The following is a 23,818-nucleotide window of genomic DNA, read 5'->3' as shown; positions in this document are numbered from 1 at the left end:
CTTTTTGAGTTTGTTTATATTCCTGGCGAGGTTTTATTGTAGCAATTAAAGTACTTTCTGGTGCATGTTTGGGAAGTTTCATGACAAAAAGTCTTAATGTTCAGCGAAGTGACTTTTCTGCGATTGTTTTTTATTTATAATTAACGCCAGCCATTGAATGAAAGTCTACAGGAAGTCTTACTCATCAATGTCTGTATTGAGGGATGTTCAACGCCAGAATACATATTGTCGTTAATATTACAGCGCTATAAAACGAAGGCGGCCTTCTTTCTGAAGGTGCGTTCTTGCTTTAATCTAAAAGGGATGGTTAGTGGCAACTTCAATAGTGTTAGTGACCCAGGATCGCTATCTTGTCAGGGGGATGAGGCTATTTTTCCCGGATATTATCCTGCTCGACTCGATTGACAGAAACATATTTGATAACGGTGCAGATGAATATTCTGTGTTGATTGATAGCCGTTCTCCGCTCCGTTTATATGATTACCTGATACGCCATCCGGCCAGAACAAAAAAAACGATCTGCTGCGTTATGCTGGATATGCGACATCGCGAGGAGAATCTACTCAGTATGAAGTTGTTTATGAACACGTCGCTTACGGCGCCGGATATGGCATCGTTATTTAACCTGGTGCTCAATATGAAGGGCAGGCGTCTGACCACCAAATGGCTGCTTAACTTACGGCTTGGCACGCACGAAGCGATCATGCTGCGGTTGTTGAGGGCAGGGATGTCGATGGAAGCGATTGCCGATGAACTGAACACGTCGGTGAAGAGCCTCTATCGCAAACGGACGGCGCTGTCGGAACGCCTGGGGGCGGAGAACTTCAACGAGGCGTGTTTGTTTATCTTTAAAAACAAACTGCTGGATGCGGTTGGGAACGATCCCTGAATTCCTGAGAGCCTAAAAGCAAAAACCCGCCACAAGGGCGGGTTCTTTTACTGGAAATAATTCAGAACGACCAGCGCAGATTAGCGTTAACCGAGTTGACGCGGGTATCCGCACCATATTGCCCCTGATAACCCACATCCAGCGTCGCAGCACGCGACAGCTGTACGCTCACGCCGATATCACCCACCATCACGTCCTCATCCACGGCCTGCCCCTGAGTAATGAACGCGTCGCTGCCCGCAAACGCCATGCGCGAAGAGGTATTCTTATCGCCATAGGCGTGCTGCCAGCCTAACGAACCGTAGAGGTTCACGTTCTTCGGCAGCTCGGTCACACCGCGCACCCCGAGAGTGGAGTAGAAGGTGTTCATCGTTTCGTTACTTACGCTCAGCGCGGCGGCACCGCCGTCTTCCCTGAAGCTGTCGGTATGCAGTCGAATGTACGATAAATTGACGAACGGCTCGATATTCATATCAGGCTGGCCGAAGCGGTAACCCGCTTCGGTGAACGCCAGCAGCGAGTTGGCGTCGTAATCCGACTTCAGCCGATCCGAGAAGCCGCTGAAATCAACGCTGCGCTCGCCTTCGATCTTGTGCCAGGTGTAACCCAGCGCGCCGCGAAGGGAGAACGCATCCTGTTGACCCGCCGCATACAGGCCAAGGTGGTAGTTATCGGTATCCGTTGAGGAACGACGGCTGTCGACGTCGTAATCACCGCGGCTGTAGCCGAAGTAGCCACCGACACGCACGTTATGATCCGCCAGCTTGCGATCTGCCCCCAGCAGGAAGCCGGTGGTGTTGCCGTCCAGCTTGCCCACGTTACCGTCGCCGTCGTTTCGGCTCCAGGAGCTGAAGGTCTGGCCCCAGACGCCATTGTTTTGTGGCTCCGGCTGCTGGACCAGCGACATCGCTAACGGTGGTATCGGCAGGCTGTCGTTATCAAACGCGCGCTGCATACGCTGGTTTAAAACATTAAACACCTGCGTGCTGCCGGCGATCAGGTTGGACTGCATTGACGGATAAACTTCACCGGACAGCTGGTTGAACGCCTCGCGCGCTTCCGGCGCGCTGAGTACCAGCAGCGAGTTATATAGCGCCAGCGACGGGCCGCTTTGCGTCAGGGTGGAGAGCGCGCCAGCGGTATTCCACTGGTTGCTGCTTTTGGCGACGGTCTGGAAAATCCCCGGCTTGCCGCTGCCCGGATTCTCACCGCCAGGGTTTTCTCCCCCCGGGTTCTCACCGCCAGGGTTTCCTCCTCCTGGGTTTCCTCCTCCTGGATTTTCACCTCCCGGGTTTTCGCCTCCCGGATTCTCGCCGCCGGTCTCTTTCTGCGCGATAGTCAGATCGACGGCGTTGGTGCTCTGGTTGAGCGCCACGTCCAGGAAGGCGGATTTAGACACTGCCCCTGCGAACTGACCGTCAATTCCCCCGTCGGAGGTTAAAATGCGGTAGCTTTGGCCCGTTTTGTAGCTGGTTTGCGGATCCAGCGCAGTGACCTGTACCTGAGCCCGATCGCTGATGGTCGTTTTGCCTGCGACCAGCAGCTGGTCGCTGCGGCCATCACCGGCGATATCGACGTCATAGAAAGAGTCACCCACAAAATTCAGATAACGTTTCAGCGTCAGCGTGCCGATATCACCATCCCCTGGCGAGATATGCCCGCCGGAAAGGATCTCGGTCTGGCCCAGCGTGCCGTTCCCTCCCAGCGTTCCGCCGGCCTTGATTGACGCGGCGCTGCTGTAGCCCAGCCCGTCGCTAACGTCGGATCCCGCCGTCGCGTTGAGGATCAGCGTACCGCCGTTCTCGGCGCTAAGAGTCTGAATATCAAAAATATCGTCTTCTGGCTGGGTGTTGATGTTGCTGGCGATAATGACTTTGCCACCGCGCGCGGTCACGTTCGCCTGAAGGGCTGAAAGATCGCCATTCAGCGTTGTCTGCCCGGAAGTATTGATCACTTCACCTTCGCCACTCATCTTGTTGCTGAAGACGTAATTTTCATCGGTATGGTTGAAGTAGACATAGCTGCCGAACAGCCCGCCGCGCAGGCTGATTGCCGTATTCGCATCGAGAGTACCCGCGCCGCCCGCTGTGCCAAGCGTTGGCTCAGTTAAACCCGTTCCGGTGTCCATATTGCCGCGGCTGCCGATAATGAGCGCACCCCGGTTCGAGCCGGAACCCGAGGTCCCCACGATCAGCGTATTGCTGCCAGCGGAAAATGAACCGCCGTCAATCACCGACAGCACGCCATTGCCATAATCGCCCACGCTCACGCTGCTGCCGCTGGTAAAGCGCGAGTCTTTGCCCGCAATAACCAGCTCGGCGGTTTTACCTGCCCCGGAGACGCCCGCCACCTGCACGCCGCCAACGTTGACCGCACCGCCGTTCAGCACGTCCAGGTCGCCATAAAGCGTCAACGTACGGCCAACGTTCCACTGTGAGCCGTTCCCCGTGACGGTGGCTTTCGGGCTTAGCGTGTCGGTTTCACCCGGCCCGGTACCGTTGCCGATGCGCGCATCGTAGGCGGTGCTGAGCGCCGCGCCGTCTTCAATCGCCAGCGTGGAGCGTGCCCCCAGATCGGTACCTACGCTGAGAAAATTACTGGTCACGCGAGAGCCGGCGCCAGTGGCGATAAGGTGGCTGTCGTAGCCGCGGGTGGTGCCGACAACAATTTCTTTTGCGCTGGCCAGCGCGCCTTCTTCGACTCGCAGGGTGCCGAGGCCAAGATTCAGGTCGCCGCGCAGAACGTACTGATCGTTCACCGCGTTAAGCTCAGCGTTTGGCCCACGGACCGTGACCACGCTTTCATAAATTTGGCCGTCGAACAGCCGACCGATGTTGATGTTATAGGCGGTGATTTTGCCATTATCAATCAGCAGGTTTCCGGGTTGATTACGTCCAACGTAAACATCTCCGGTGTAACCCAGCGTTTCGGTTATACGCGCCTCGCCATCAAAAATGGCATCGGCTGCGCGCGCGAAATCGGCAGGTGAAAGCAGTAACAGTGGCGCGGAAAATAGAGCGAGGTAAAGTCTGGAAAGCGGCGTCTTAACCGCTAAAGCATGCGATGTAGAGTTATTCACGGGCTATCTCCGTACTCATTAGCGTGATGTCTGGAAAATCGTTTTTATGAAAACTCAGATACGTCAGAAAATATAAAAGGCGTTATTGATGTACGCCTTTTCATTTGCCGTTAATTATTTATGCGTGACAACAGGGGTACAGGTTGGTGCGCTGAGCGTCGGGGCGGATCCTAAAATCCCCGGCATCATCATTGATGAGCAATCGAAAATACGCCCTTTTTCCGTCGTAGCGCGATAAGACAGTTTTTGCCCTCCCAGTGCGTCCGGCTGGGCGCCATTAACATTGGTCACGGTTATTTCATCCGATGAGCCCAGCCCCAGCATTTTCGCGGTCTCCGCCTGCAGGAGTGGAATAGCCTGATCGGTTTTTAGCGTGGAACAACCGGCGAGCATCAACGTAACGCTTAAAAAGATGAGTGGTTTTTTCATAAATTATCCTTGATATCCAATCAGTTAATTTCACTGATTGTATTTATGTTTTCAATTACCCAAATCAGCGAATAATATATTTCCCTTTCCTAATCGAAAAAACCCTCCTAAAGTAGGGTGGGTAGATAATAATTCATCTGTACACTCAGATATGCGAAGGTAAAAGGAGGATCCTTTGGGGCAGAATTATGCGTTGGTCGTTGATGACCATCCATTGGTAGCAAGCGGCATCGCTAATTTTCTGATTTCACATTGCCAGTTTAAGCAGGCGAGCGTGGTGACGAATGAGGAAGATTGCTACCGTCAAATTAGGGATAATGGCCCGCCGCGCTTGCTGGTAATCGATTTTTGGCTTTCGTCCGGAACGGCACTGAAATTACTCAAAGAAATAAAACAACATTACCCACAGGTACGGTTCCTGGTGGTCAGCGGGGATGACAATAATGACATCTGGCAGAAAGTTCACGCCGCCGGGGGACACGGATTTGTATTGAAAAGCGAACCGCCTGAAATGTTCTCACGGGCCGTTTGTGCACTCCTTGATAATCTGACCTGGTTTCCTGAGAGAAACGATTTTCCCGTTGAATCGAATAATGAGAAGTTAAGTAAATTTAACTTAACGCCGCGACAAATAGACGTTTTAAATATGATTATGCGCGGCCTGCCAAATAAACGAATCGCCGCGCAGCTTTCAATTTCTGAGCCCACGGTCAAAGAACACATCAGCAATATATTGAAAAAGATAGGCGTTAACAGCCGGGTCGAAGCCATCACGCTTCTGCATGGCAAGCGGGAATCATCAGAATGAGGTTTTTCCAGAGCTTACAGAAGGATGGTATCTCATCTCCCGCGCAGATCCGTTTGCTAAACAACACTTTTTTGCGGCTGGTGTTCAGCTTTAGCGCGGTGCCATTTGTCGGTATTCCTTTTGCCATCTGGATCTATTTGCTGGGCGATGAACTTGGCCCAACCATTATCTGGATAATTATTTACCTGCTATGTGCCGTGGCAATCCGCATATTGCACCGACGCTACCAGCGCGAAGTGAAAGAGCATGATGAAGAGGACGTCCTGCGCCGCTGGCTTCCGCGCATAAATAAGATCGCTTTTATTCACGGGCTGGGGATTTCATCTCTCTATTTGATTACTCCGCAGACGCAGAACTTTGACTTTTTCCTGCTCCTTAATATCAGTATTGCCGCCATCGTCGCCGCCAATGCGACGCATCTGACGCCGGTCATCAGCACCTTTACGTGTTTTTTCTTCGCCTCCTGGGGAGTATTGAATATCGGCATCATCTGGCGGCTGGACGAGCTGATATTCATTGTGCTGATGCTGAACCTGCTGTACGGCTTCGCCATTTACCGCCATGCGTTAACGTCGCACGCGTACTTTATTCAGCAAGCGCTGCTTGAGGAAAAAAGCTCACGCCTGGCAGAACAGTTTCGCCAGGCCAAAGAGGAAGCGGAGCAGGCGCTGCTGGATAAAAATCAGTTCCTGACGACAGCCAGCCACGACCTGCGTCAGCCGGTACACGCCATGGGCTTTCTGATCGAAGCGATTATCCACCGAAACCGGGACGACAGCCTGACGCCCCAGCTGCTCGACCTGCAGCAGAGCGTTCGCTCGGTGCATTTGATGTTCAATTCTCTGCTTGACCTCAGCAAGATTGAATCCGGGAAAGTGCTCACTGCCCCTACCAAAGTGGACATCGGCGCTCTGCTCGACTCGGTGATCACGCTGTTTCGCGAAGAGGCTAATAGCCGTGCACTTAGGCTGTCCACCCGTCGACCCAAACGCCGCATCCACGTGATGGGCGACCCGCTGCTGGTGCGACAATCGCTGATTAACCTGATTCAAAACGCCCTTCGCTACACGCAGCAGGGCGGCGTGCTGGTTGCCATCCGACCGCGCGGTGACGAGTGCCTGGTGGAAGTGTGGGACACGGGTGTCGGTATCGCTGATGACGAGAAAGGTAAAATCTTCTCCCCTTACTACCGCCCCGAACTGGCCTGGAAGATCGACAGCGCCGGACACGGGCTGGGCCTCGCGGTGGTTGCCCGCTGTGCCAGGCTGATGAAGGTGAAGTACGGGATGCAATCCATAGAAGGTAAAGGCTCACGCTTCTGGATGCGCTTCACTCAATATGCTGGCGAAGAGATCGCGACGGACATCCCGCCCGCCGATAACAACGCCTCTGCGCCGGTACGCTATGCGCCGCTGCGCGGTTCTTGCCTGGTCGTCGATGACGACCCGCTGGTGACGTCAGCCTGGGAGAGCCTGATGAGCGTTTGGGGAATCAAGGTGCGCTGCGCGGCCTCCGCTGAAGAAGCGTTCGCCATCATCGACGATGGCTTCACCCCGTTCGCCGTGCTGTGCGACCAGCGCCTGCGATCCGGCGAAAGCGGCTTCGACATCCTGAAAGCGCTTTTTGAACGTCTGCCGGACATGAGCGGCGCGATGGTCAGCGGCGAATTTAATTCGCCGGTTCTGCTGGAGGCGGAGCAGGAAGGGTATCTGGTGCTGCGCAAACCTCTGGAGCCGGCTAAACTGCATGCGCTGCTGACGCAGTGGTCAGGGTGTCGTGGATAGGGGAATAGATAACAGCAGCAGCGTTGCGCTTCACTGTTGGGCCAGATAGTACGCGGTGTCCTGCTGTGATGCCAGTGTGTCGGTATGGTTGAGCCGCTGAGGGAGGATTTCGCGGGCCTGATTAATGATTTCATCGTGCATGATTCAGCCTCCTGTGGTGATCTGCATGTTGCTTCTACCGGGCAGGGCGGAAGATGTTGGAAACGGCCCCGAAGGAGTCATTAGAGTTGCTACCAGCGAAGTTCCGCAGTGGGCAATAATGTCAGTTTTCGAGCGTATACTCTAAGATATCTTCAACTCGTTGATATATATAAATTTGATGAATATCGCCAGGTAGCGATTTATCCGCCAAATTAAGTTAAACTTCGTCACAGGTTTCAGTGAGTTATGGGACGGATAACAGAATGACCAGCGAAGAGGCACTTTTAAAATCAGGTTTTAGCAAACGAGATATTCAAAAGCTAAAAAACAATATTGAAAATTACGGTGGTTCGTTTGATAGCGTAACTCATGATCTGGCCAATCGTTTTAAGGCTATGAAGTGGATAACTATTATTGCCTTCATCATACTGGCTTTAACTCTTTTACTTGCATCCAAGGATACAAGCCTGACACTTGCACTCACGTTATTGATTGTACTACCTTTCATCTGGTATATAACGCCAGCAAAACTTGGCTACAAATCCTGGCGTTATCGTAAAATGCTGACTAATTCTGGGACGGGTCGCTGACGGACAACAGATCAAAAATAATCTTAGCTTTCACGCCATAACCCGCTATTTTCATTGTAAGCTGCGGGCGGCTCAGTGTGCTCACCTTTCGGTAATAGTCAGCAGGGAGATAACGAAACAGTCGCCAGGTACCAGGTCGCCGTAACAAGCCAAAAATGGTGTACGCATTAGCGGCCAGTGAAATTGATTTGTAGACACCTAACCCATTCTCACGACTAAAGCCCATAAACTCAGCTGTAGACATCGCGGCATTCGCGACCAGCCCTTCACTGGTAGTGTTGTTAGTTGCGTAGCGAGCCACTTCTTTACTGATGCTGTTTGCCCCGTCAGTAACCAGAATCGCACCAGCAAGAACCCCGAGAGGGGTCATAGTGCCTATGAGGGTAAATCCTGCGGCTATTTCAGCACCGGCCAGGACAACACTAACAGCCGAGATCACATACCCAACAATTTTGTTATTCTCTCGGATAAACTCGACTTTAGCGTAAAGCTTCGCTGCCTTCGTTCTTAATAAACGCGCTTGTTCCAGCAGGTTACTGTTTTCTTCTCTGAGAATCTTAACGCATTCCATGCATTCTTCATCTGATTTAGCCTGACGAGCTAACGTAAATTGTTCTTCTATGAGGTCCCGAATTTCCTGAACAAACTTCATTCGAGTCAAACTATCGCTGAGATGAAAAGCCGACAGAGTGTTGGCTGTATTTACCAGTTTCCTGGCTTCCATATTCACCATCGTTTCCGCCCAGGCTTTATTTCTTCCACCTGAGCGCATCATGTTAAGTAATGCTGCATCCATTGTAGTTCCTCTCAATTGCTTTACCGGCCTCTGCTTAGACTGATAAACGCCCCCCTGACAGCCATGCGTGCCAACGCACACACAAAATAGTAGCAATGTGGTTACGGTGTCTGAAGTAGAAGTCGCTTTTTACAGCTTCGTTCCTCGGCCTACTTTACTGCGGTTAGCCTGGGACTGTTCCAGCAGTGTACGGAACGCCGACAGGTCACTTTTCAGGATGTCCCGGATGGATTTACCACCAATCAATCTAATAAAACAGTTAGCCGATGGGGTGTAATCACGGATACGTGATGCCGCTCTGTCGGGCTCTGTCCAGTTGATATGTGCATTTGTAATGCTCAAATAGATCGGTGAAGGTCAGGTTTTTCTGCTTCTGTGTGGCGGTAAAGGCGATAAACACGCCAGTTGTACCACCGGGAAGCGGGGTCGGAGGAGAGATAAGGAGGGTAACTACTGGTAAACCTACAAGTTGCTGACTCAGAAAGCAAAAACCCCCGCCGAAGCGAGGGTTATAAATAAGTGGTGCCCGGACTCGGAATCGAACCAAGGACACGGGGATTTTCAATCCCCTGCTCTACCGACTGAGCTATCCGGGCAACGGGGCGCATTAAACCCGATCTGCCCGTTGCCGTCAACGAAAAATGTTGTTTTCGTTACAGACTGCGCAATCTCTCGCCATTTCGCCGCACTCTTAAGCGAAAAAGTGCGTCCAGAGCGCAGAGAGCGGCATAGCGAGCAGTAATGCGGGCAGCATATTCACCACGGCAAACATTTTGATCCCGCAAATACGTAGGCCCGTCGCCAGCAGCAGCAGGCCGCCGACGGCGGTGAAGTCCGCCATCATCGCTGGCGTGGTCAGCGGGAGAATCAAGGTGGCGCAGGTGGCAAGCGCCAGCTGGATTAGCAGCATCGGCACGCAAATCGCCGCAACGGCAACGCCGAGCGTGGTGGCGAAAATGGTGGCGGTGAAGAAATCGAGAAACGCTTTTGCAACCAATATGCTTGGGTCGCCCGTCATCCCTTCCTGCATCGAGCCGAAAATCCCGGTGCCGCTTGCGCAAAACAGAATAATGATGGCGACGTAGTTCTGAATAAACGACTCGTGCGTGCCGTGTTTCGCCTTGCCCGGTCGGGCAATCAGGTTTTTGGCTTTGCCCACCGCGCTATTGATGCCTTTTTCCAGATAGCAAAACTCGCCAATCAGTGCTCCGAGCAGTGTAGCCAGCACCATGACGGGCAGGTTGGCGCATTTGATCACTAAAAGTATGCCGATACCTAAGGATGCCAGGCCGAATATAGAGGGCATGGATGAACGGATACGCTCCGGCAGCCGCTGACTCAACACTGCGCCCAGTACGCCGCCCAGCAATACGGCTCCGGCGTTGATAAATGGCCCGATAACCACGCTTAACTCCTGTTATTTAATCATTGATATTGCATTATTATGGCACGTCAGGGCTGCGTGAGCCTTAGCTTTGGGTGGTTTCGTGCATACTGATTCCTTCTTGCGCGTGAAAATAAAAAGTGACATGATTGCGCGAATTTTCTCCTCCCTGTCTCACCGCTCGGTGAGGGTATTTGCGCTTATGAAAACCATGAAAATTGCCGTCAGCCATGAACTGGTATCCAAAGTTTCTACGCACCGTGAAAAGGTGACGCTGGATAACACCGATTTCACCGATGTGGCGGCAGTCGTCATTACCGTTGTTGAAAGCTACAGCGGCATTCTCGCGTTGCTGAAGCGTACGGGCTTTCAGCTACCGGTGTTTATGTTCTCGCAAGAGCCTGGAGAGGTGCCTGATGGCGTCACGGCGATTATCTCGGGTAAAGCTCAGGAGTTTCTGGAACTGGAGAGCGCCGCCTGCCGTTACGAAGAGGAATTGCTGCCGCCTTTTTTCGATACCCTGAGCCAGTATGTAGAGATGGGCAACAGCACCTTCGCCTGTCCGGGCCACCAGCACGGGGCTTTTTTCAAAAAACACCCGGCAGGGCGACAGTTCTATGATTTCTTTGGTGAGAACGTGTTTCGCGCCGACATGTGCAACGCGGACGTTAAGCTGGGCGATCTGCTGATCCACGAAGGCTCCGCCAAGCACGCGCAAAAGTTCGCGGCGAAAGTATTCAACGCGGACAAAACCTACTTTGTGCTGAACGGCACGTCGGCGGCCAACAAGGTGGTGACCAACGCGCTCCTGACCCGCGGCGACCTGGTGCTGTTCGACCGCAACAACCATAAATCTAATCACCACGGCGCACTGATCCAGGCGGGCGCTACGCCGGTGTATCTTGAGGCGGCGCGCAATCCGTTTGGCTTTATCGGCGGGATCGACGAGCACTGCTTTGATGACGCGTATCTGCGGGATCTGATCCGCGAGGCGGCACCGGAAAAGGCCGACGAGGCCCGCCCGTTCCGCCTGGCGATCATTCAACTGGGCACCTACGACGGGACGATCTACAACGCCCGCCAGGTGATCGACAAGATCGGCCATCTGTGTGACTACATCCTTTTTGACTCCGCGTGGGTGGGCTACGAGCAGTTTATTCCGATGATGGCGGAAACGTCTCCGCTCTTGCTGGAGCTTAACGAGAACGATCCGGGTATTTTCGTGACCCAGTCGGTGCACAAGCAGCAGGCCGGGTTCTCGCAAACGTCGCAGATCCATAAAAAGGATAAACACATCCGCGGTCAGGCGCGCTTCTGTCCGCACAAGCGGCTGAACAACGCGTTTATGCTGCACGCCTCCACCAGCCCGTTTTATCCGCTGTTTGCGGCACTGGACGTGAACGCCAAAATTCACGAGGGCGAGAGCGGGCGCAGGCTGTGGGCGGAGTGCGTCGAGCTGGGCATTGAGGCGCGCAAGGCCATCATCGCCAACTGCCATATGATCAAACCGTTTATCCCGCCGGTGGTGGCGGGGCGGCCATGGCAGGATCACCCCACGCAGGTCATTGCGAGCGAGCGTCGCTTCTTTAGCTTCGAGCCGGGGGCCAAATGGCACGGATTTGAGGGCTATGCGAGCGAGCAGTATTTCGTCGACCCGTGCAAGCTGCTGCTGACCACGCCGGGCATTGATGCAGAAACAGGTCACTACACAGATTTCGGCATTCCGGCGACCATTCTCGCCCACTACCTGCGCGAAAACGGCATCGTGCCGGAGAAGTGCGACCTCAACTCGATCCTGTTCCTGCTGACGCCTGCCGAAAGCAGCGAGAAGCTGGCGCAGCTGGTGGCGATGCTGGGGCAGTTTGAGCAGCATATTGAAGACGACACGCCGCTCGCCGACGTGCTGCCGACCATCTACCAAAAATACCCGGTGCGTTACCGCGACTACACGATCCGTCAACTGTGCCAGGAGATGCACGATCTCTACGTCAGCTTTAACGTGAAGGATCTACAGAAGGCGATGTTCCGCCAGGAGAGCCTGCCCGCCGTAGTGATGAACCCGCAGGATGCCAACCAGGAGTATATTCGCGGGAACGTGGAGCTGGTGCGTATTCGTGACGCTGAAGGGCGCATTGCCGCCGAAGGCGCGCTGCCGTACCCGCCAGGCGTGCTGTGCGTGGTGCCGGGAGAAGTCTGGGGCGGGGCGGTACAGCGTTACTTCCTGGCGCTGGAAGAGGGCATTAATATGCTGCCGGGCTTCTCGCCGGAGTTGCAGGGCGTTTACAGCGAGAAGGATGCGGACGGGATTAAGCGGCTGTATGGGTACGTATTGAATGTCTGAACGTAGGCCCGGTGGCGCAAGCTTACCGGGCCTGGAATACTTCGTCAGGCTTCTGCGCGGCGGTACATCCTTCTCGGATGCCCAATCTTCCCGTACAGCATCTCCACCGTCAGAAAACCCACCTCCACGCAATGTTCCAGATAGCGTCGGGTGGTGGTTTTACTCAGTCCCGTCTCGCTCACCACCTCATCCACCGTAAAGCAGTGCGCCGCCTTGCTGTTAAACAGCGTTTGCACCCGCGCCAGCGTGTTCTCCTCTATTCCCTTACTGCCGTTGTCCAGACGATAGTTTTTCGCCTGTAACTGATAGAGTGAATCCACGTTCTGCTGGTCGACAATCTTCCAGACCCGCTGTTGTTCTGCAAACTGCACAAACCGCTCCAGCGACTGGCTGAGCCGCTTCCAGGAGACGGGTTTGAGGATGTAGTCGAACGCGCCGTTGCGGATGGCCTGGCTGCAGGTGTCCATATCGCTGGCGGCAGTAATAAAAATTACCGAGCAGTTGGCGCGGGCCAACATGGGGTTATTGATCAGCGAGATCCCTTTGCCGTCCGGCAGATAGTTATCCAGCAGCACCAGCTGCGGCTGTTTGTTTGCAAGCTCTGCCTGGGCCGCAGCCAGCGACGAGGCAATGCCTACCAGCCTCAGACGCGGATGCTTGCTTATCAGCTCCGCGTGCAGTTGCGCCAGTTCGTTCTCGTCTTCAACAATCAGTACGTCGATAAGTTCATGTTGCATAGTCGGTGTCTTCCAGTTGCCGGGCGGTTCCCGTGGCCGGGATAAACAGGGAGAAAATGGCGCCGCGGGGGATATTTTCGGCAACTTCTATCGCGCCGCCAGCCTGTGTGACATAGCTTTCGATCAGATACAGACCAATCCCATGATCGCCGCGCGTTTTGGTGGTGATGCCGCGTTCAAAGATCCGCTCACGGATCGCCGGCGTGATGCCAACGCCCTGGTCGGCCACTTCAATGATCAGCTCCTGTTCGCTGAGCTTTATCAGCACCTCCACCGGCGCGTGGGGAAGCGGCGACCGCTGCGTCGCTTCGATGGCGTTATCCAGCAGGTTACCAATAATCGAAATCAGCTCTTGCTCTCCCAGCGGCAGGAACGGTTTGTCCAGCCGACAGGCCGGGTCGAAGCACAGCTCGACGCCTTTCTCCCGCGCGCGGGCGGCTTTCCCCAGCAGCAGGCCGCACAGGGTCGGTGAGCTGAAGCGCGAAGAGATAAAGTCCAGCAGCTCCTGAGCGTGTTCAGACTGCGCCTGAATGTAGCCAATCGCCTCCTCATAGCGGCCCATGTGAAGCAGGCCGGAGAGGGTGGTCATCCGGTTCAGCTGCTCATGACGCATTATGCGGAGGTTATCGACGTAGCGTTTGACCTGGCTAAGCTGGGCGCTCAGCGAGTCGATCTCGTTGCGATCGCGGAAGGTGATCACCCAGCCCTGCAGCGACCCCTCAAGCATGATGTGTACCCGGCTGGCAATCACCGTGAGATCGTTAAAGCGGCAAATCTCGTCATGGGTATCTTTCGCCAGCATCGTCTGCGTGTCGAAGAACGGGACCGGATCGATCACCTGGCTTATCAGCTGCCCGCGCAGTTCCCGGGCCGGCTGGCTCAGGCCCAGCAGTTTGCGCGCCGCCTGGTTGATCACCTCTATGCGCCGTTCGTTATCAATGGCGATCACGCCTTCGTAGATGGACTCCATCATCGCCTTTTGCTGGCGCACCAGCAGGCCGATCTCTCGTGGCTCCAGGGAGAAGATCTGCTTCTTAATACTACGGGTAAAGAACCAGGAGAAGACAAAGAGGGCGATCAGCAGCAGCACGGCGGCAATCAGGATATTGACCACTTTACTGACGGTAATGGTGTCCAGGTAGCTGGTGAGATAGCCAACTGAAACAATGCCGACCACCTGCCCGGCGTCGTTGAAAATGGGCGCTTTACTGCGCAGTGAAATGCCCAACCCGCCTTTACGTATGGTTGTCGTGCTTTTCCCCTGCAATACGGCTTCATTGTCGCCGCCGACCAGCGTCGTGCCCACCCTGTCGGCAAAGACGGAGTGAAAAAGATGCCGTCCCGTATTATCGCCAATGACAATAAAGCTGGCGTCGCTGTGCGCGGCCATTTTCTGCATGAAATCATGAATGGCGTTGATATCTTTTTGTTCAACTTCAGTACGCAATGACGGAATAAGCGCAATCTCTTCCGCCTGTATTTTAGCGCGCGCACTCATTTCCTGATAAAGCTGTTTTCCGACATCGGCATAATAATATCCGCCCAGCAGCAAAAAAAGCACTGAGAAAAAGGCAACGAGCGAAATAAACAGCTTGATCTGGAAAGACACTTTCATAACTATCACGCAAAGTAGCGGCAAAGATCGTCAATATATCATCTTTTTTCATGCGGATGTCCGCTTTGCGGGAAACTTGTGATCCCTTGCACAGCAAGGGCTGTAAATGATTTATCCAGAAGGCTTAAGATCTTCATGCTGCTAAGTTAAATGTTATTTGGTCGTTCAATTCAGAAAAGAAACCATAAAAACCACGATAATAAATAAGGCATAAATCACATTAAATAAAAGAAACCATAAAAACCATAGCTGCCATTAAAACTTCGCTTTTAATATGCCATTCCTCACATAAAGTAGGCCTTTGTGACTCTAAGCTGAACGCACAAAATAACTAAGGGGCTTATTATGAGCACAACTGACGATTCTTTCTCTGTTACCCACGACCCGATTGAAATTCAGCGGCCATCCCTCAAGGAGCGGTGGTGGCATATTATGGATACCTGGAAAATCGGGATTATTCCTCTGCCGCTGTTCGTTCTGGCGGGTGCGCTGATCGCGATTGATTGCCTGGGCGGAAAACTGCCGAGCGATATCGTGGTGATGGTGGCGACGCTGGCCTTCTTCGGCTTTGCCTGCGGTGAGTTCGGCAAACGCCTGCCGATTGTCGGCAAGCTTGGTGCAGCGGCGATTTGCGCCACCTTTATCCCTTCCGCGCTGGTCTACTACGGTTTGCTGCCGGACGTGGTGGTGGAATCCACGACCAAATTCTACAAATCCACCAACATTCTCTACCTCTATATCTGCTGCATTATCGTCGGCAGCATCATGAGCATGAACCGCACGGTGCTGATTCAGGGCTTCCTGCGCATCTTCTTCCCGATGCTGTGCGGTGAAATCGTCGGCATGATTGTTGGCATGGGCGTGGGGCTGGCGCTGGGCCTGGAGCCGTTCCAGATCTTCTTCTTTATCATTCTGCCGATCATGGCGGGCGGCGTCGGGGAAGGGGCGATTCCGCTTTCCATCGGCTATGCCACCCTGCTGCATATGGACCAGGGCGTAGCGCTCGGCCGCGTGCTGCCGATGGTCATGCTCGGCGGGCTGACGGCAATCATCATCTCCGGCTGCCTGAACCAGCTCGGTAAACGTTACCCGCACCTGACCGGTGAAGGCCAGCTGATGCCTAACCGCGCCAATGCCGATGCCACCGTCTCTCAGCCTGCGTTCTCCGGCAAGGCGGACGTGACGACTATCGCCTCCGGCGCGCTGCTGGCGGTGCTGCTCTATATGCTCGGGATGCTCGGCCACAAGCTGATTGGCCTGCCTGCTCCGGTCGGCATGCTGTTTATGGCGGTGCTGGTGAAGCTCTGCAACGGCGCCTCTCCGCGCCTGTTGGAGGGCTCGCAGGTGGTGTACAAATTCTTCCAGACCTCCGTGACCTACCCGATCCTCTTCGCCGTTGGCGTGGCCATTACCCCGTGGCATGAACTGGTGGCCGCCTTCACGCTGACCAACCTGCTGGTGATTATCAGCACCGTCTCCGCGCTGGTGGCGACCGGGTTCTTCGTCGGTAAAAAGATCGGTATGCACCCGATTGATGTCGCCATCGTCTCCTGCTGTCAGAGCGGACAGGGCGGTACCGGCGACGTGGCGATACTGACCGCAGGCAACCGCATGAGCCTGATGCCGTTCGCCCAGATTGCTACCCGTATCGGCGGGGCGATTAACGTCTCTGTCTCACTGCTGATTCTGGGCAACTTCCTCGTCTAAGTATTCAGGAAAAAACAATGAAACTCGCAAGCTTTTTATACCAGGGAAAACGCAGCTACGGCATCGTTCAGGCCGAGGGCGTGATTGATTTAGGCCGCCGTCTGGGCGACCGCTATGGCGACCTTAAAGCGCTGCTGCAGGGCAACGGGCTGGCGTTGGCCACCCGTTACCTGAACGACGCGGTGGATGTACCGCTGAACGCCATCACTTTCTTGCCGGTGATCGTGCAGCCGGAAAAAATCCTCTGCGTGGGCATGAACTACGCCGACAAACGCAAGGAGTTTGACCAGCACAACCCGGCTCCGACGCTGTTTGTCCGCTTCCCGGACTCACAGACCGGCCACAACGAGCCGGTGCTGAAGCCGCGCCACTCCAGCGAATTCGACTACGAAGGCGAGCTGGCGGTGATCATCGGTAAGGGTGGGGAGAACATCAGCCGCGATGACGCCCTGCGCCACGTGGCGGGCTACAGCTGCTACATGGACGGCTCCGCCCGCGACTGGCAGCACACCTGGTTCACCGCCGGTAAAAACTGGCGTCAGACCGGGGCGTTTGGCCCCTGGATGGCGACGGCGGATGAGATCCCGGACCCGCACAGCCTGGCGATCCGCACCTGGCTTAACGGCCGCATGGTGCAGGAGGACAACACCAGCAGCATGATCCACAAGGTCGCGGAGCTCATCGAGTACATCAGCACCTTTACCCGCTTAAGCCCGGGCGACGTGATCATCACCGGCTCCCCGGGCGGTGTGGGTAAAAAGCGTAACCCGCCGCTGTTTATGAAAGAGGGGGATCGCATTGAGGTGGAGATCGAGCATATCGGTCATCTAAGCAACGTGATTGTTGAAGCGCCAGCCGTCAGGCTTGCGGCGGCACACTGAGAAAGGCGGCATGAACAGTCAACCCATCGATTTTCGCCAGACACTGGTGGCGAAACACCCGGAACGCTTAAGCCAGATCCGCTACCTGCTGGCAGACAGCGGCCTTGGCCTGGACAACGACATCACGCTGTTTGTCGAAGCCTGGTCCGGCGCGCAGCTGGTGGGTTGCGCAGGACTTGCCGGCAACGTCATCAAATGCGTGGCGGTCAACGAGCAGCTTCGTGGGGAAAACCTCAGCGCGCGGCTGCTGGCAGAGGTGGAAAATGCGGCGCTGGAGCGCGGCCATTTTCACCTCTTCCTCTGCACCCGTCCGTGCAACCGGGAGCGCTTTGCCCGCAGCGGCTTCTGGCCAATTGCCCAGAGCGGGAACAACGCAGTGCTGATGGAGAACACCCCGCAGGGGATCGCGCGCTACTGCCGTACCTTAAGCCGGATGCGAAAGGGCGGGGAGAAAACTGGCGCGATAGTGATGAACGCCAATCCGTTCACCCTCGGCCACCGCCATCTGGTGGAGCAGGCGGCGCAGCGGTGCGATGCCCTGCATCTGTTCGTGGTGCGTGAAGACGCCTCGTTCTTCCCGTTCAGCGCGCGTCTCGAGATGGTGCGCGCAGGCGTGGCCCATCTGCCGAACGTGGTGGTGCATGAAGGCTCGCAGTACATCATCTCCCGCGCCACCTTCCCGGCCTACTTCTTGAAGGAGACCGGCAAAGTGCAGCAGGCGTGGAGCGAGATCGACGTGCTGATCTTCCGGGACTTCATCGCCCCGGCGCTCGGCATCACGCACCGCTTCATCGGCTCGGAGCCGTTTTGCGACATCACCCGCCAGTACAACCAGACGCTGCACGATCTGCTGGCTTCGCATATCGAGGTGGTGGAGATGCCGCGCATCAAGGCCACCGGCAACGCCATTTCGGCGTCCGAAGTGCGCCGTTTACTCAAGACACAGCAGTTTTCCCGGATCCGGGAGATCGTCCCGGACTCCACCTTCGCGCATCTCGAAACACACTATCGTGCGAGTGCGGAAGTCGCATAACTATCAGGAATTTATCATGAATATTGTAAGGGAGGCGCTGGCCGGAACGCAGGAGTCCAGCGACCTGATGGTGAAAATCGCCCCCGCTCACGGAGAGCTGGAGATTGTCATCCACAGTGAAGTGATTAAGCAGTTTGGCGAGCACATTCGCCAGGTGGTCAACGACACGCTGCGCGCCATGAACGTGCGCCAGGGGCTCATCATTATTGAAGACAAAGGGGCGCTGGACTGTGTTATTCGCGCCCGCCTGCAAAGCGCGCTGATGCGTGCCGTCGATGAACGGGCCATCAACTGGGAGGCGCTGAAATGAGCAAACTCCGCCGCAGTATGCTGTTCCTGCCGGGCGCCAACGCCGCCATGCTTTCCACCGCGTTTATCTACCGCCCCGACTCCATCATGTTTGACCTTGAGGACGCCGTCGCCCTGCGTGAGAAGGACACCGCGCGCATGCTGGTTTTCCACGCGCTACAGCACCCTATGTATCAGGATATCGAAACCGTGGTGCGCATTAACCCGCTCAGCACGCCGTTTGGCCTGCTGGATCTGGAAGCCGCCGTGCGCGCGGGTGTTGACGTGATCCGCCTGCCAAAAACCGACACCCCGGACGACGTCTACGAGCTGGAAGGCCATCTTGAGCGCATCGAACGCGAGTGCGGCCGCGAGGTCGGCTCCACCCGCGTGATGGCGGCGATTGAGTCGGCCATTGGCGTCATCAATGCCGTGGCGATTGCCCGCAGCTCCCCGCGCCTCATCGGCATCGCGCTGGCCGCCTTTGACTACGTGATGGACATGCAGACCGAGCGCGGCGACGGCACCGAGCTGTTCTATGCCCGCTGCGCCGTGCTGCACGCCGCTCGCGCCGCGGGCATCGACGCCTTCGATGTGGTGTGGTCAGACGTTAACGACGAGGCCGGGTTCCTTCGCGAGGTCGATCTGATCCGCAAGATGGGCTTTAACGGCAAATCGCTGATTAACCCGCGCCAGATTGACCTGCTGCATAACGCCTACGCCCCGACGCAGGAAGAGGTGGATCATGCCAAAAGGGTGATTGAAGCGGCAGAAGAGGGCGAGCGTAACGGCCTGGGCGTGGTGTCGCTCAACGGCAAAATGGTGGATGCACCGATTATTAACCACGCGCAGGTGGTGCTGGAGCGCGCGGCGGCCTCCGGCGTGCGTCGGTAAGGATGACAAAATGAATCAAACAGAACTTCTCCACGTAAACTTCCCCCATCTGCGGGACCTGAAACCCTTTGATACTGCCCACAGCGCGACGCCCTGGCTGGCGGACAGTGACGCGAAGCACAACCGCAAGCTATGTGCCTCCCTTGAAGAAGCCGTAGCGCGCAGCGGCCTGCAGGACGGGATGACCATCTCCTTCCACCATGCCTTTCGCGAAGGCGACCGGGTGATCAATACCGTTGTGGCGCTGCTGGCGCGGATGGGATTTAAAAATTTGACTCTGGCCTCCAGCTCGCTGATGACCTGCAACGACGCGCTGATCGAGCATATTGAAAGCGGTGTCATCACCCGGATTTACACCTCGGGCATGCGCGGCAGGCTGGCGGACGCCATCTCTCACGGGCTGATGGACGAGCCGGTACACATTCACTCCCACGGCGGGCGCGTGAAGCTGCTCCAGGACGGCGAGCTGAATATCGACGTGGCGTTTCTCGGCGTGCCGTGCAGCGATGCGTTTGGCAATGCTAACGGCACGCACGGCAAATCATGCTGCGGCTCGCTGGGCTACGCCATGGTGGACGCGCACTTTGCCCGCAAGGTGGTGCTGCTGACTGAAGAACTGGTGCCATTTCCCAATATGCCCGCCAGCCTGGTGCAGGACCAGGTGGACTACATCGTGCAGGTGGAGAGTGTGGGCGACCCGGCGAAAATCAGCGTCGGCGCGGCGCGCGTCACCAGCAACCCGCGCGAGCTGATGATCGCCCGCTATGCGGCGGACGTGATCGAGCATTCCGGCTACTTCAAGCCGGGCTTCTCGATGCAGACCGGCTCCGGCGCGGCGGCCACCGCCTGCACCCGCTTTATGGAAGAGAAGATGGAGCGCAGCGGCGTAAAGGCGCGCTTTGCGCTCGGCGGCATCACCGGCAGCCTGGTGGATCTGCACGAGAAGGGGCTCATCGAAAAGCTGCTCGACACCCAGTGCTTTGACGGTCAGGCGGCGGCCTCGCTGGCGCGCAACCCGAACCACGTAGAGATCTCCACCAACGTCTACGCCAACCCCGGCAGCAAGGCGGCAAGCTGCGACCAGCTCGACGTGGTGATCCTCAGCGCCCTGGAAATTGACGTTGATTTCAACGTCAACGTTATCACCGGCTCCGACGGCGTGATGCGTGGCGCATCCGGCGGGCACTGCGACGTGGCGGCGGCAGCCAACCTGACCATCGTCGTCGCGCCGCTGCTGCGCAGCCGCATTCCGACGGTCGTGAAGCGCGTCACCACGCGCCTCACGCCGGGCGAAAGCATCGACGTGCTGGTCACCGACCACGGTATTGCAGTCAACCCGGCGCGCCCGGAGATCCGCGAGCGGCTGCTGGCGGCCGGGCTGAAGGTAGTGGACATCAGCGCGCTCTATGAGCGGGCGATTTCCCTGACCGGCATACCGAAACCGATTGAATTTACCGACAAAATCGTCGGGGTGATCCGCTACCGCGACGGCAGCGTGATCGACACCGTACGACAGGTGAAGGAGTCAGTATGATTTTAGCGACACCCGTGCGGGCGGGTGTCAGCCTCGAGGAACTGCTGGCGGCGAAAGAGCGTCGCGCAGCCCGTCAGGCTGACATGCTTGAGCACTATAAACAGCCGGTGATCTCCCTCACGCTGGTCACGCCAGGGGAAATCAAGGACAGCCTGCGCTATCGCAACACCATGGGCGTGGCGCTCCAGATGTGCGACCAGCTGCTGTGGGAGAACCGCTGGCAGGTGCTGGACCGGCAGGTGCTGTGGCTGCCCACCGGACCGGAAGCCTTGTGGTGCGTCGCCCATGCGGCGGCGGAAATCAAAGCGCACTGCGCGGAACTGGAGCAGACGCACCCGCTCGGCAGGCTGTGGGATCTGGACGTGATCTGCCCTCAGCACGGCCACGTCGGGCGTCAGTCGCTGGGGGCAAACCTCAGGCGCTGTCTGATCTGCGACGAGCCCGCGCATGCCTGCTCCCGTTCGCGCAATCACCCCGTTGAGCAGGTTGTTTCCCGCGTGGAGAAGACGATCGATGACTGGTTTGCTCGCGACTAAACCGCGCCCGATTGATGTGCCCGCGCTTGCCGAAGCGGCGCTGTGGCAGGAACTGGAGCTGACGCCCAAACCGGGGCTGGTGGACAAGCTCAACAACGGTTCCCATCGCGATATGGACCACGCGCTGTTTGTCCGCAGCATCGCGGCAATCACGCCGTGGTTTTCGCGCTTTGCTGAACTCGGTAACGTGCATGCGGATAAACCCGCTGACGCACAGCTGCGGCTTCTCCGCCCGATGGGGCTGGCCTGCGAGCAGGCGATGTATGCCGCGACGAACGGCGTGAACACGCATAAGGGCGGGATTTTTGCTCTCGGCCTGCTGTGCTTCGCTGCCGGGCGTGTGAAAAATGTCTCTGCGGACAGCCTCTGTTGTGAGGTGAGTAACATCTGCCGCGGGCTGGTGTCGCGGGAGCTGGCAGCGCGCAGCGGGCAGGCGACGGCGGGCGAGCGGCAGTTTCAGCAGTATGGCTTAACCGGGGCGCGAGGCGAGGCGGAGAGCGGCTTTGCGACGGTGCGTAAGGCGCTAGGGCAGTGGAACGGACAGTCGCTTCACGGCCTGCTGTTGGGCCTGATGGCGGTCAATCAGGACAGTAATCTCGTGTCACGCGGCGGCATTCAGGGGCTGCGCTACGTTCAGGGCTATGCGCGGGAACTGCTGGCTAACGGCTGGGATCGCGAGGCGTTGCTTAAGATGGATAAGGCACTGATTGAACGAAACCTGAGTCCGGGCGGCAGCGCGGATTTGCTGTCGGTGGGGTGGGTGCTCTCTGCAATAAAATAGCCGGGTGGCGGCTACGCCTTACCCGGCCTACGGTCTGGTTTTGTAGGCCCGGTAAGCGAAGCGCCACCGGGCACAACAATTAATGCGCAATCGGCTGTGTACCGTGCGCTGTGCGAACGTGCTTGTACTTGAACAGCGCGAGGAACGCGAAGAACAGCACCAGCGAATACGCCGCGAAGATCAGCCACACGGGCTGCCAGTCGGTGATACCGTTGGTGGTGTACATCTCAACCACTTTACCGCTCACCACGCCGCCCAGAATACAGCCGAAGCCGTTAGTCATCATCAGGAACATGCCCTGCGCGCTGGCGCGGATTTCAGGCTTCACCTCTTTTTCCACAAACACCGAACCGGAAATGTTGAAGAAGTCGAAGGCGCAGCCGTAAACAATCATCGACAGCACCAGCAGCACGGTGCCGAACGCGCTCGGGTCGCCGTAGGCGAACAGGCCGAAGCGCAGCATCCACGCGGCGATACTGATCAGCATGACGTTTTTGATGCCGTAGCGGCTCAGGAAGAACGGGATGGTCAGGATGAACAGCGTCTCGGAGATCTGCGAGATGGACATCATCACTGACGCGTGCTCAACGATAAAGCTCCCGGCAAACAGCGGATCGTTATCGAAGCTGTGCAGGAAGGTGTTGCCGAACATGTTGGTGATTTGCAGCTCCGCGCCCAGCAGCATGGAGAAGATAAAGAAGATCGCCATGCGCTTGTTTTTGAACAGCGCGAAGGCATCCAGGCCAAGCATGGTGCTCCAGCTCTGGTTTTTCTGCTGGTTAGATACCGGAATGGTTGGCAGCGTCAGGGTGAACAGCGCCAGCAGTACGGAGAGCGCAGCACCAATATACAGCTGCATGTGGCTCAGCTCGAAGCCCGCGAAGCTCACGCCCCACATCGCCATGATAAAGCCGATGGTGCCCCAGATACGGATTGGCGGGAAGTCGGTGACGATATCCAGGCCGGCAGATTTCAGGCGGTAGTAGGAGATGGAGTTGATCAGCCCAAGCGTTGGCATATACGCCAGCGAGTTAAGCAGGATCACCATAAACATCGCCCCCGGCGTGGTCACTTCGGCCGCCATAAACAGCGTCCCCGCACCCACCAGATGGCAAAGCATATACAGCCATTTCGCACTTAACCATTTATCCGCCACGATACCGAGCAGCGTTGGCATGAAAACAGCCGCAATACCCAGCGAGCTGTAGACGGCACCGATTGACGCACCATCAAACTTGAGCGTCACAAACATATAGGAGCCGAGTGTAGTCAGCCAGCTACCCCACAGGCAGAACTGCAGAAACGACAAGATTTTAAGCTGCAGCTTAAGGTTCATGTTACTTTCCTCACAAGTGAGCGGGAGATATGTTGTTATAGGAACATTCAGGGTTGTTATTTGATGCAATTCTATCAGTTGGCAACGATATGTTTTGTTACCTCCCGCAAAAAAATGCAATCCACATTAATTTGCAGTTTGGATTGTGATGCAAATAACATTTTCGTATGGGTGGAGGATAGGTGCGGCCTGATGCCCTCACCCTGACCCTCTCCCACAGGGAGAGGGTAAGCAG

The 23,818-nt window shown here is 56.2% G+C and carries 21 protein-coding genes and 1 tRNA gene; 13 read left to right on the top strand and 9 right to left on the bottom strand.

The features are described from left to right. Positions 1–361 precede the first annotated feature (361 nt). Positions 362–889 carry a helix-turn-helix domain-containing protein gene (locus IM271_RS17185; RefSeq protein ID WP_045260784.1) on the top strand — a complete coding sequence of 176 codons (528 nt, stop codon included), beginning with the start codon at positions 362–364 and terminating at the stop codon, positions 887–889. A 61-nt stretch (positions 890–950) separates the two neighbouring features. Here IM271_RS17185 and IM271_RS17180 read toward each other — a convergent pair whose 3' ends face one another. After that, positions 951–3,968 (bottom strand): autotransporter outer membrane beta-barrel domain-containing protein, encoded by a 3,018-nt coding sequence (locus IM271_RS17180; protein ID WP_193052925.1) that lies wholly within the window; start codon positions 3,966–3,968, stop codon positions 951–953. A 114-nt stretch (positions 3,969–4,082) separates the two neighbouring features. Next, positions 4,083–4,397 (bottom strand): lipoprotein, encoded by a 315-nt coding sequence (locus tag IM271_RS17175; protein ID WP_028014394.1) that lies wholly within the window; start codon positions 4,395–4,397, stop codon positions 4,083–4,085. Between the two features lie 175 nt (positions 4,398–4,572). Here IM271_RS17175 and IM271_RS17170 point away from each other — a divergent pair, with 175 nt between their 5' ends. The 3 genes from IM271_RS17170 to IM271_RS17160 all read left to right on the top strand — a co-directional run bounded on the left by IM271_RS17170 (position 4,573) and on the right by IM271_RS17160 (position 7,720). Beyond that, positions 4,573–5,205, top strand: a complete 633-nt coding sequence (locus IM271_RS17170; RefSeq protein WP_049000687.1) for a response regulator transcription factor — start codon at positions 4,573–4,575, stop codon at positions 5,203–5,205. Then, positions 5,202–6,989, top strand: coding sequence for a hybrid sensor histidine kinase/response regulator (locus tag IM271_RS17165; protein ID WP_063155154.1), 1,788 nt, complete (start codon positions 5,202–5,204; stop codon positions 6,987–6,989). Before IM271_RS17170 ends, IM271_RS17165 begins: the two co-directional genes overlap by 4 nt. Before the next feature lie 404 nt (positions 6,990–7,393). Beyond that, the gene (locus IM271_RS17160) at positions 7,394–7,720 is read left to right on the top strand and encodes a hypothetical protein (RefSeq protein ID WP_045630641.1); all 327 of its coding nucleotides are present in this window, start codon (positions 7,394–7,396) and stop codon (positions 7,718–7,720) included. Here the strand turns inward: IM271_RS17160 and IM271_RS17155 are convergent. From IM271_RS17155 to IM271_RS17145, 3 genes are all read right to left on the bottom strand, one after another. Then, complete coding sequence (locus IM271_RS17155) at positions 7,698–8,516, bottom strand: DUF4225 domain-containing protein (protein ID WP_193052924.1); 819 nt, start codon at positions 8,514–8,516, stop codon at positions 7,698–7,700. The genes IM271_RS17160 and IM271_RS17155 overlap by 23 nt on opposite strands. 520 nt (positions 8,517–9,036) lie before the next feature. Continuing rightward, positions 9,037–9,112, bottom strand: a tRNA-Phe gene (locus IM271_RS17150). 95 nt (positions 9,113–9,207) lie between these two features. Then, on the bottom strand, positions 9,208–9,921 hold the full coding sequence (locus IM271_RS17145) for a DUF554 domain-containing protein (RefSeq protein WP_063155152.1): 714 nt from the start codon (positions 9,919–9,921) through the stop codon (positions 9,208–9,210). A 181-nt stretch (positions 9,922–10,102) separates the two neighbouring features. On the opposite strand from IM271_RS17145, the gene IM271_RS17140 reads away from it, so the two are divergent. Beyond that, positions 10,103–12,241, top strand: a complete 2,139-nt coding sequence (locus IM271_RS17140; protein ID WP_193052923.1) for an ornithine decarboxylase — start codon at positions 10,103–10,105, stop codon at positions 12,239–12,241. Positions 12,242–12,285: 44 nt separating this feature from the next. Here IM271_RS17140 and IM271_RS17135 read toward each other — a convergent pair whose 3' ends face one another. From IM271_RS17135 to IM271_RS20360, 3 genes are read right to left on the bottom strand one after another with little or no spacing between them, the layout of a single operon-like run. Then, positions 12,286–12,978: a response regulator gene (locus IM271_RS17135; protein WP_193052922.1), complete on the bottom strand. Its 693-nt coding sequence runs from the start codon at positions 12,976–12,978 to the stop codon at positions 12,286–12,288. Continuing rightward, positions 12,968–14,539, bottom strand: a complete 1,572-nt coding sequence (locus IM271_RS17130) for a sensor histidine kinase (RefSeq protein ID WP_248236876.1) — start codon at positions 14,537–14,539, stop codon at positions 12,968–12,970. Before IM271_RS17130 ends, IM271_RS17135 begins: the two co-directional genes overlap by 11 nt. Next, positions 14,460–14,645, bottom strand: coding sequence for a hypothetical protein (locus IM271_RS20360; protein WP_248236883.1), 186 nt, complete (start codon positions 14,643–14,645; stop codon positions 14,460–14,462). Before IM271_RS20360 ends, IM271_RS17130 begins: the two co-directional genes overlap by 80 nt. Before the next feature lie 293 nt (positions 14,646–14,938). Here IM271_RS20360 and IM271_RS17125 point away from each other — a divergent pair, with 293 nt between their 5' ends. From IM271_RS17125 to citG, 8 genes are read left to right on the top strand one after another with little or no spacing between them, the layout of a single operon-like run. Beyond that, positions 14,939–16,300, top strand: a complete 1,362-nt coding sequence (locus tag IM271_RS17125) for a 2-hydroxycarboxylate transporter family protein (protein ID WP_045630637.1) — start codon at positions 14,939–14,941, stop codon at positions 16,298–16,300. Positions 16,301–16,317: 17 nt separating this feature from the next. Further along, the gene (locus tag IM271_RS17120; protein ID WP_193052920.1) at positions 16,318–17,181 is read left to right on the top strand and encodes a fumarylacetoacetate hydrolase family protein; all 864 of its coding nucleotides are present in this window, start codon (positions 16,318–16,320) and stop codon (positions 17,179–17,181) included. A gap of 10 nt (positions 17,182–17,191) precedes the next feature. Then, on the top strand, positions 17,192–18,214 hold the full coding sequence (citC, locus tag IM271_RS17115) for a [citrate (pro-3S)-lyase] ligase (protein WP_028014385.1): 1,023 nt from the start codon (positions 17,192–17,194) through the stop codon (positions 18,212–18,214). Between the two features lie 16 nt (positions 18,215–18,230). Further along, a complete protein-coding gene (gene citD, locus IM271_RS17110; protein ID WP_193052919.1) occupies positions 18,231–18,524 on the top strand; it encodes a citrate lyase acyl carrier protein in 294 nt (97 codons plus the stop codon). Next, positions 18,521–19,396: a citrate (pro-3S)-lyase subunit beta gene (citE, locus tag IM271_RS17105; protein ID WP_028014383.1), complete on the top strand. Its 876-nt coding sequence runs from the start codon at positions 18,521–18,523 to the stop codon at positions 19,394–19,396. Before citD ends, citE begins: the two co-directional genes overlap by 4 nt. A 10-nt stretch (positions 19,397–19,406) precedes the next feature. Then, positions 19,407–20,930 carry a citrate lyase subunit alpha gene (citF, locus tag IM271_RS17100; protein WP_126344914.1) on the top strand — a complete coding sequence of 508 codons (1,524 nt, stop codon included), beginning with the start codon at positions 19,407–19,409 and terminating at the stop codon, positions 20,928–20,930. Then, positions 20,927–21,466, top strand: coding sequence for a citrate lyase holo-[acyl-carrier protein] synthase (gene citX / locus IM271_RS17095; RefSeq protein ID WP_063155147.1), 540 nt, complete (start codon positions 20,927–20,929; stop codon positions 21,464–21,466). The genes citF and citX overlap by 4 nt, the downstream gene beginning before the upstream one ends. Next, complete coding sequence (gene citG / locus IM271_RS17090) at positions 21,444–22,247, top strand: triphosphoribosyl-dephospho-CoA synthase CitG (protein ID WP_063155146.1); 804 nt, start codon at positions 21,444–21,446, stop codon at positions 22,245–22,247. The genes citX and citG overlap by 23 nt, the downstream gene beginning before the upstream one ends. 79 nt (positions 22,248–22,326) lie before the next feature. On the opposite strand, the gene IM271_RS17085 is transcribed toward citG, so the two are convergent. Further along, the gene (locus tag IM271_RS17085) at positions 22,327–23,583 is read right to left on the bottom strand and encodes a nucleoside permease (RefSeq protein ID WP_041908317.1); all 1,257 of its coding nucleotides are present in this window, start codon (positions 23,581–23,583) and stop codon (positions 22,327–22,329) included. Positions 23,584–23,818 lie beyond the last annotated feature (235 nt).

It is taken from the genome of Enterobacter cloacae complex sp. I3 (assembly GCF_014896175.1).
Classification (GTDB): domain Bacteria; phylum Pseudomonadota; class Gammaproteobacteria; order Enterobacterales; family Enterobacteriaceae; genus Enterobacter; species Enterobacter bugandensis.
The sequence above is the reverse complement of the archived record's forward strand: the minus strand, read 5'-3'. Positions and strand labels throughout refer to the sequence as shown.

Excerpts from the sequence above, each read along its gene's own strand:
- IM271_RS17120 (WP_193052920.1), top strand. The coding sequence starts at position 16,318 with ATGAAACTCGCAAGCTTTTTATACCAGGGAAAACGCAGCTACGGCATC.
- IM271_RS17085 (WP_041908317.1), bottom strand. The coding sequence starts at position 23,583 with ATGAACCTTAAGCTGCAGCTTAAAATCTTGTCGTTTCTGCAGTTCTGC.
- IM271_RS17135 (WP_193052922.1), bottom strand. The coding sequence starts at position 12,978 with ATGCAACATGAACTTATCGACGTACTGATTGTTGAAGACGAGAACGAA.
- IM271_RS17160 (WP_045630641.1), top strand. The coding sequence starts at position 7,394 with ATGACCAGCGAAGAGGCACTTTTAAAATCAGGTTTTAGCAAACGAGAT.
- IM271_RS17140 (WP_193052923.1), top strand. The coding sequence starts at position 10,103 with ATGAAAACCATGAAAATTGCCGTCAGCCATGAACTGGTATCCAAAGTT.
- citF (WP_126344914.1), top strand. The coding sequence starts at position 19,407 with ATGAATCAAACAGAACTTCTCCACGTAAACTTCCCCCATCTGCGGGAC.
- citC (WP_028014385.1), top strand. The coding sequence starts at position 17,192 with ATGAACAGTCAACCCATCGATTTTCGCCAGACACTGGTGGCGAAACAC.
- IM271_RS17125 (WP_045630637.1), top strand. The coding sequence starts at position 14,939 with ATGAGCACAACTGACGATTCTTTCTCTGTTACCCACGACCCGATTGAA.
- citE (WP_028014383.1), top strand. The coding sequence starts at position 18,521 with ATGAGCAAACTCCGCCGCAGTATGCTGTTCCTGCCGGGCGCCAACGCC.
- citX (WP_063155147.1), top strand. The coding sequence starts at position 20,927 with ATGATTTTAGCGACACCCGTGCGGGCGGGTGTCAGCCTCGAGGAACTG.
- IM271_RS17185 (WP_045260784.1), top strand. The coding sequence starts at position 362 with ATGAGGCTATTTTTCCCGGATATTATCCTGCTCGACTCGATTGACAGA.
- IM271_RS20360 (WP_248236883.1), bottom strand. The coding sequence starts at position 14,645 with ATGAAAAAAGATGATATATTGACGATCTTTGCCGCTACTTTGCGTGAT.
- IM271_RS17155 (WP_193052924.1), bottom strand. The coding sequence starts at position 8,516 with ATGGATGCAGCATTACTTAACATGATGCGCTCAGGTGGAAGAAATAAA.
- citD (WP_193052919.1), top strand. The coding sequence starts at position 18,231 with ATGAATATTGTAAGGGAGGCGCTGGCCGGAACGCAGGAGTCCAGCGAC.
- IM271_RS17165 (WP_063155154.1), top strand. The coding sequence starts at position 5,202 with ATGAGGTTTTTCCAGAGCTTACAGAAGGATGGTATCTCATCTCCCGCG.
- IM271_RS17175 (WP_028014394.1), bottom strand. The coding sequence starts at position 4,397 with ATGAAAAAACCACTCATCTTTTTAAGCGTTACGTTGATGCTCGCCGGT.
- citG (WP_063155146.1), top strand. The coding sequence starts at position 21,444 with ATGACTGGTTTGCTCGCGACTAAACCGCGCCCGATTGATGTGCCCGCG.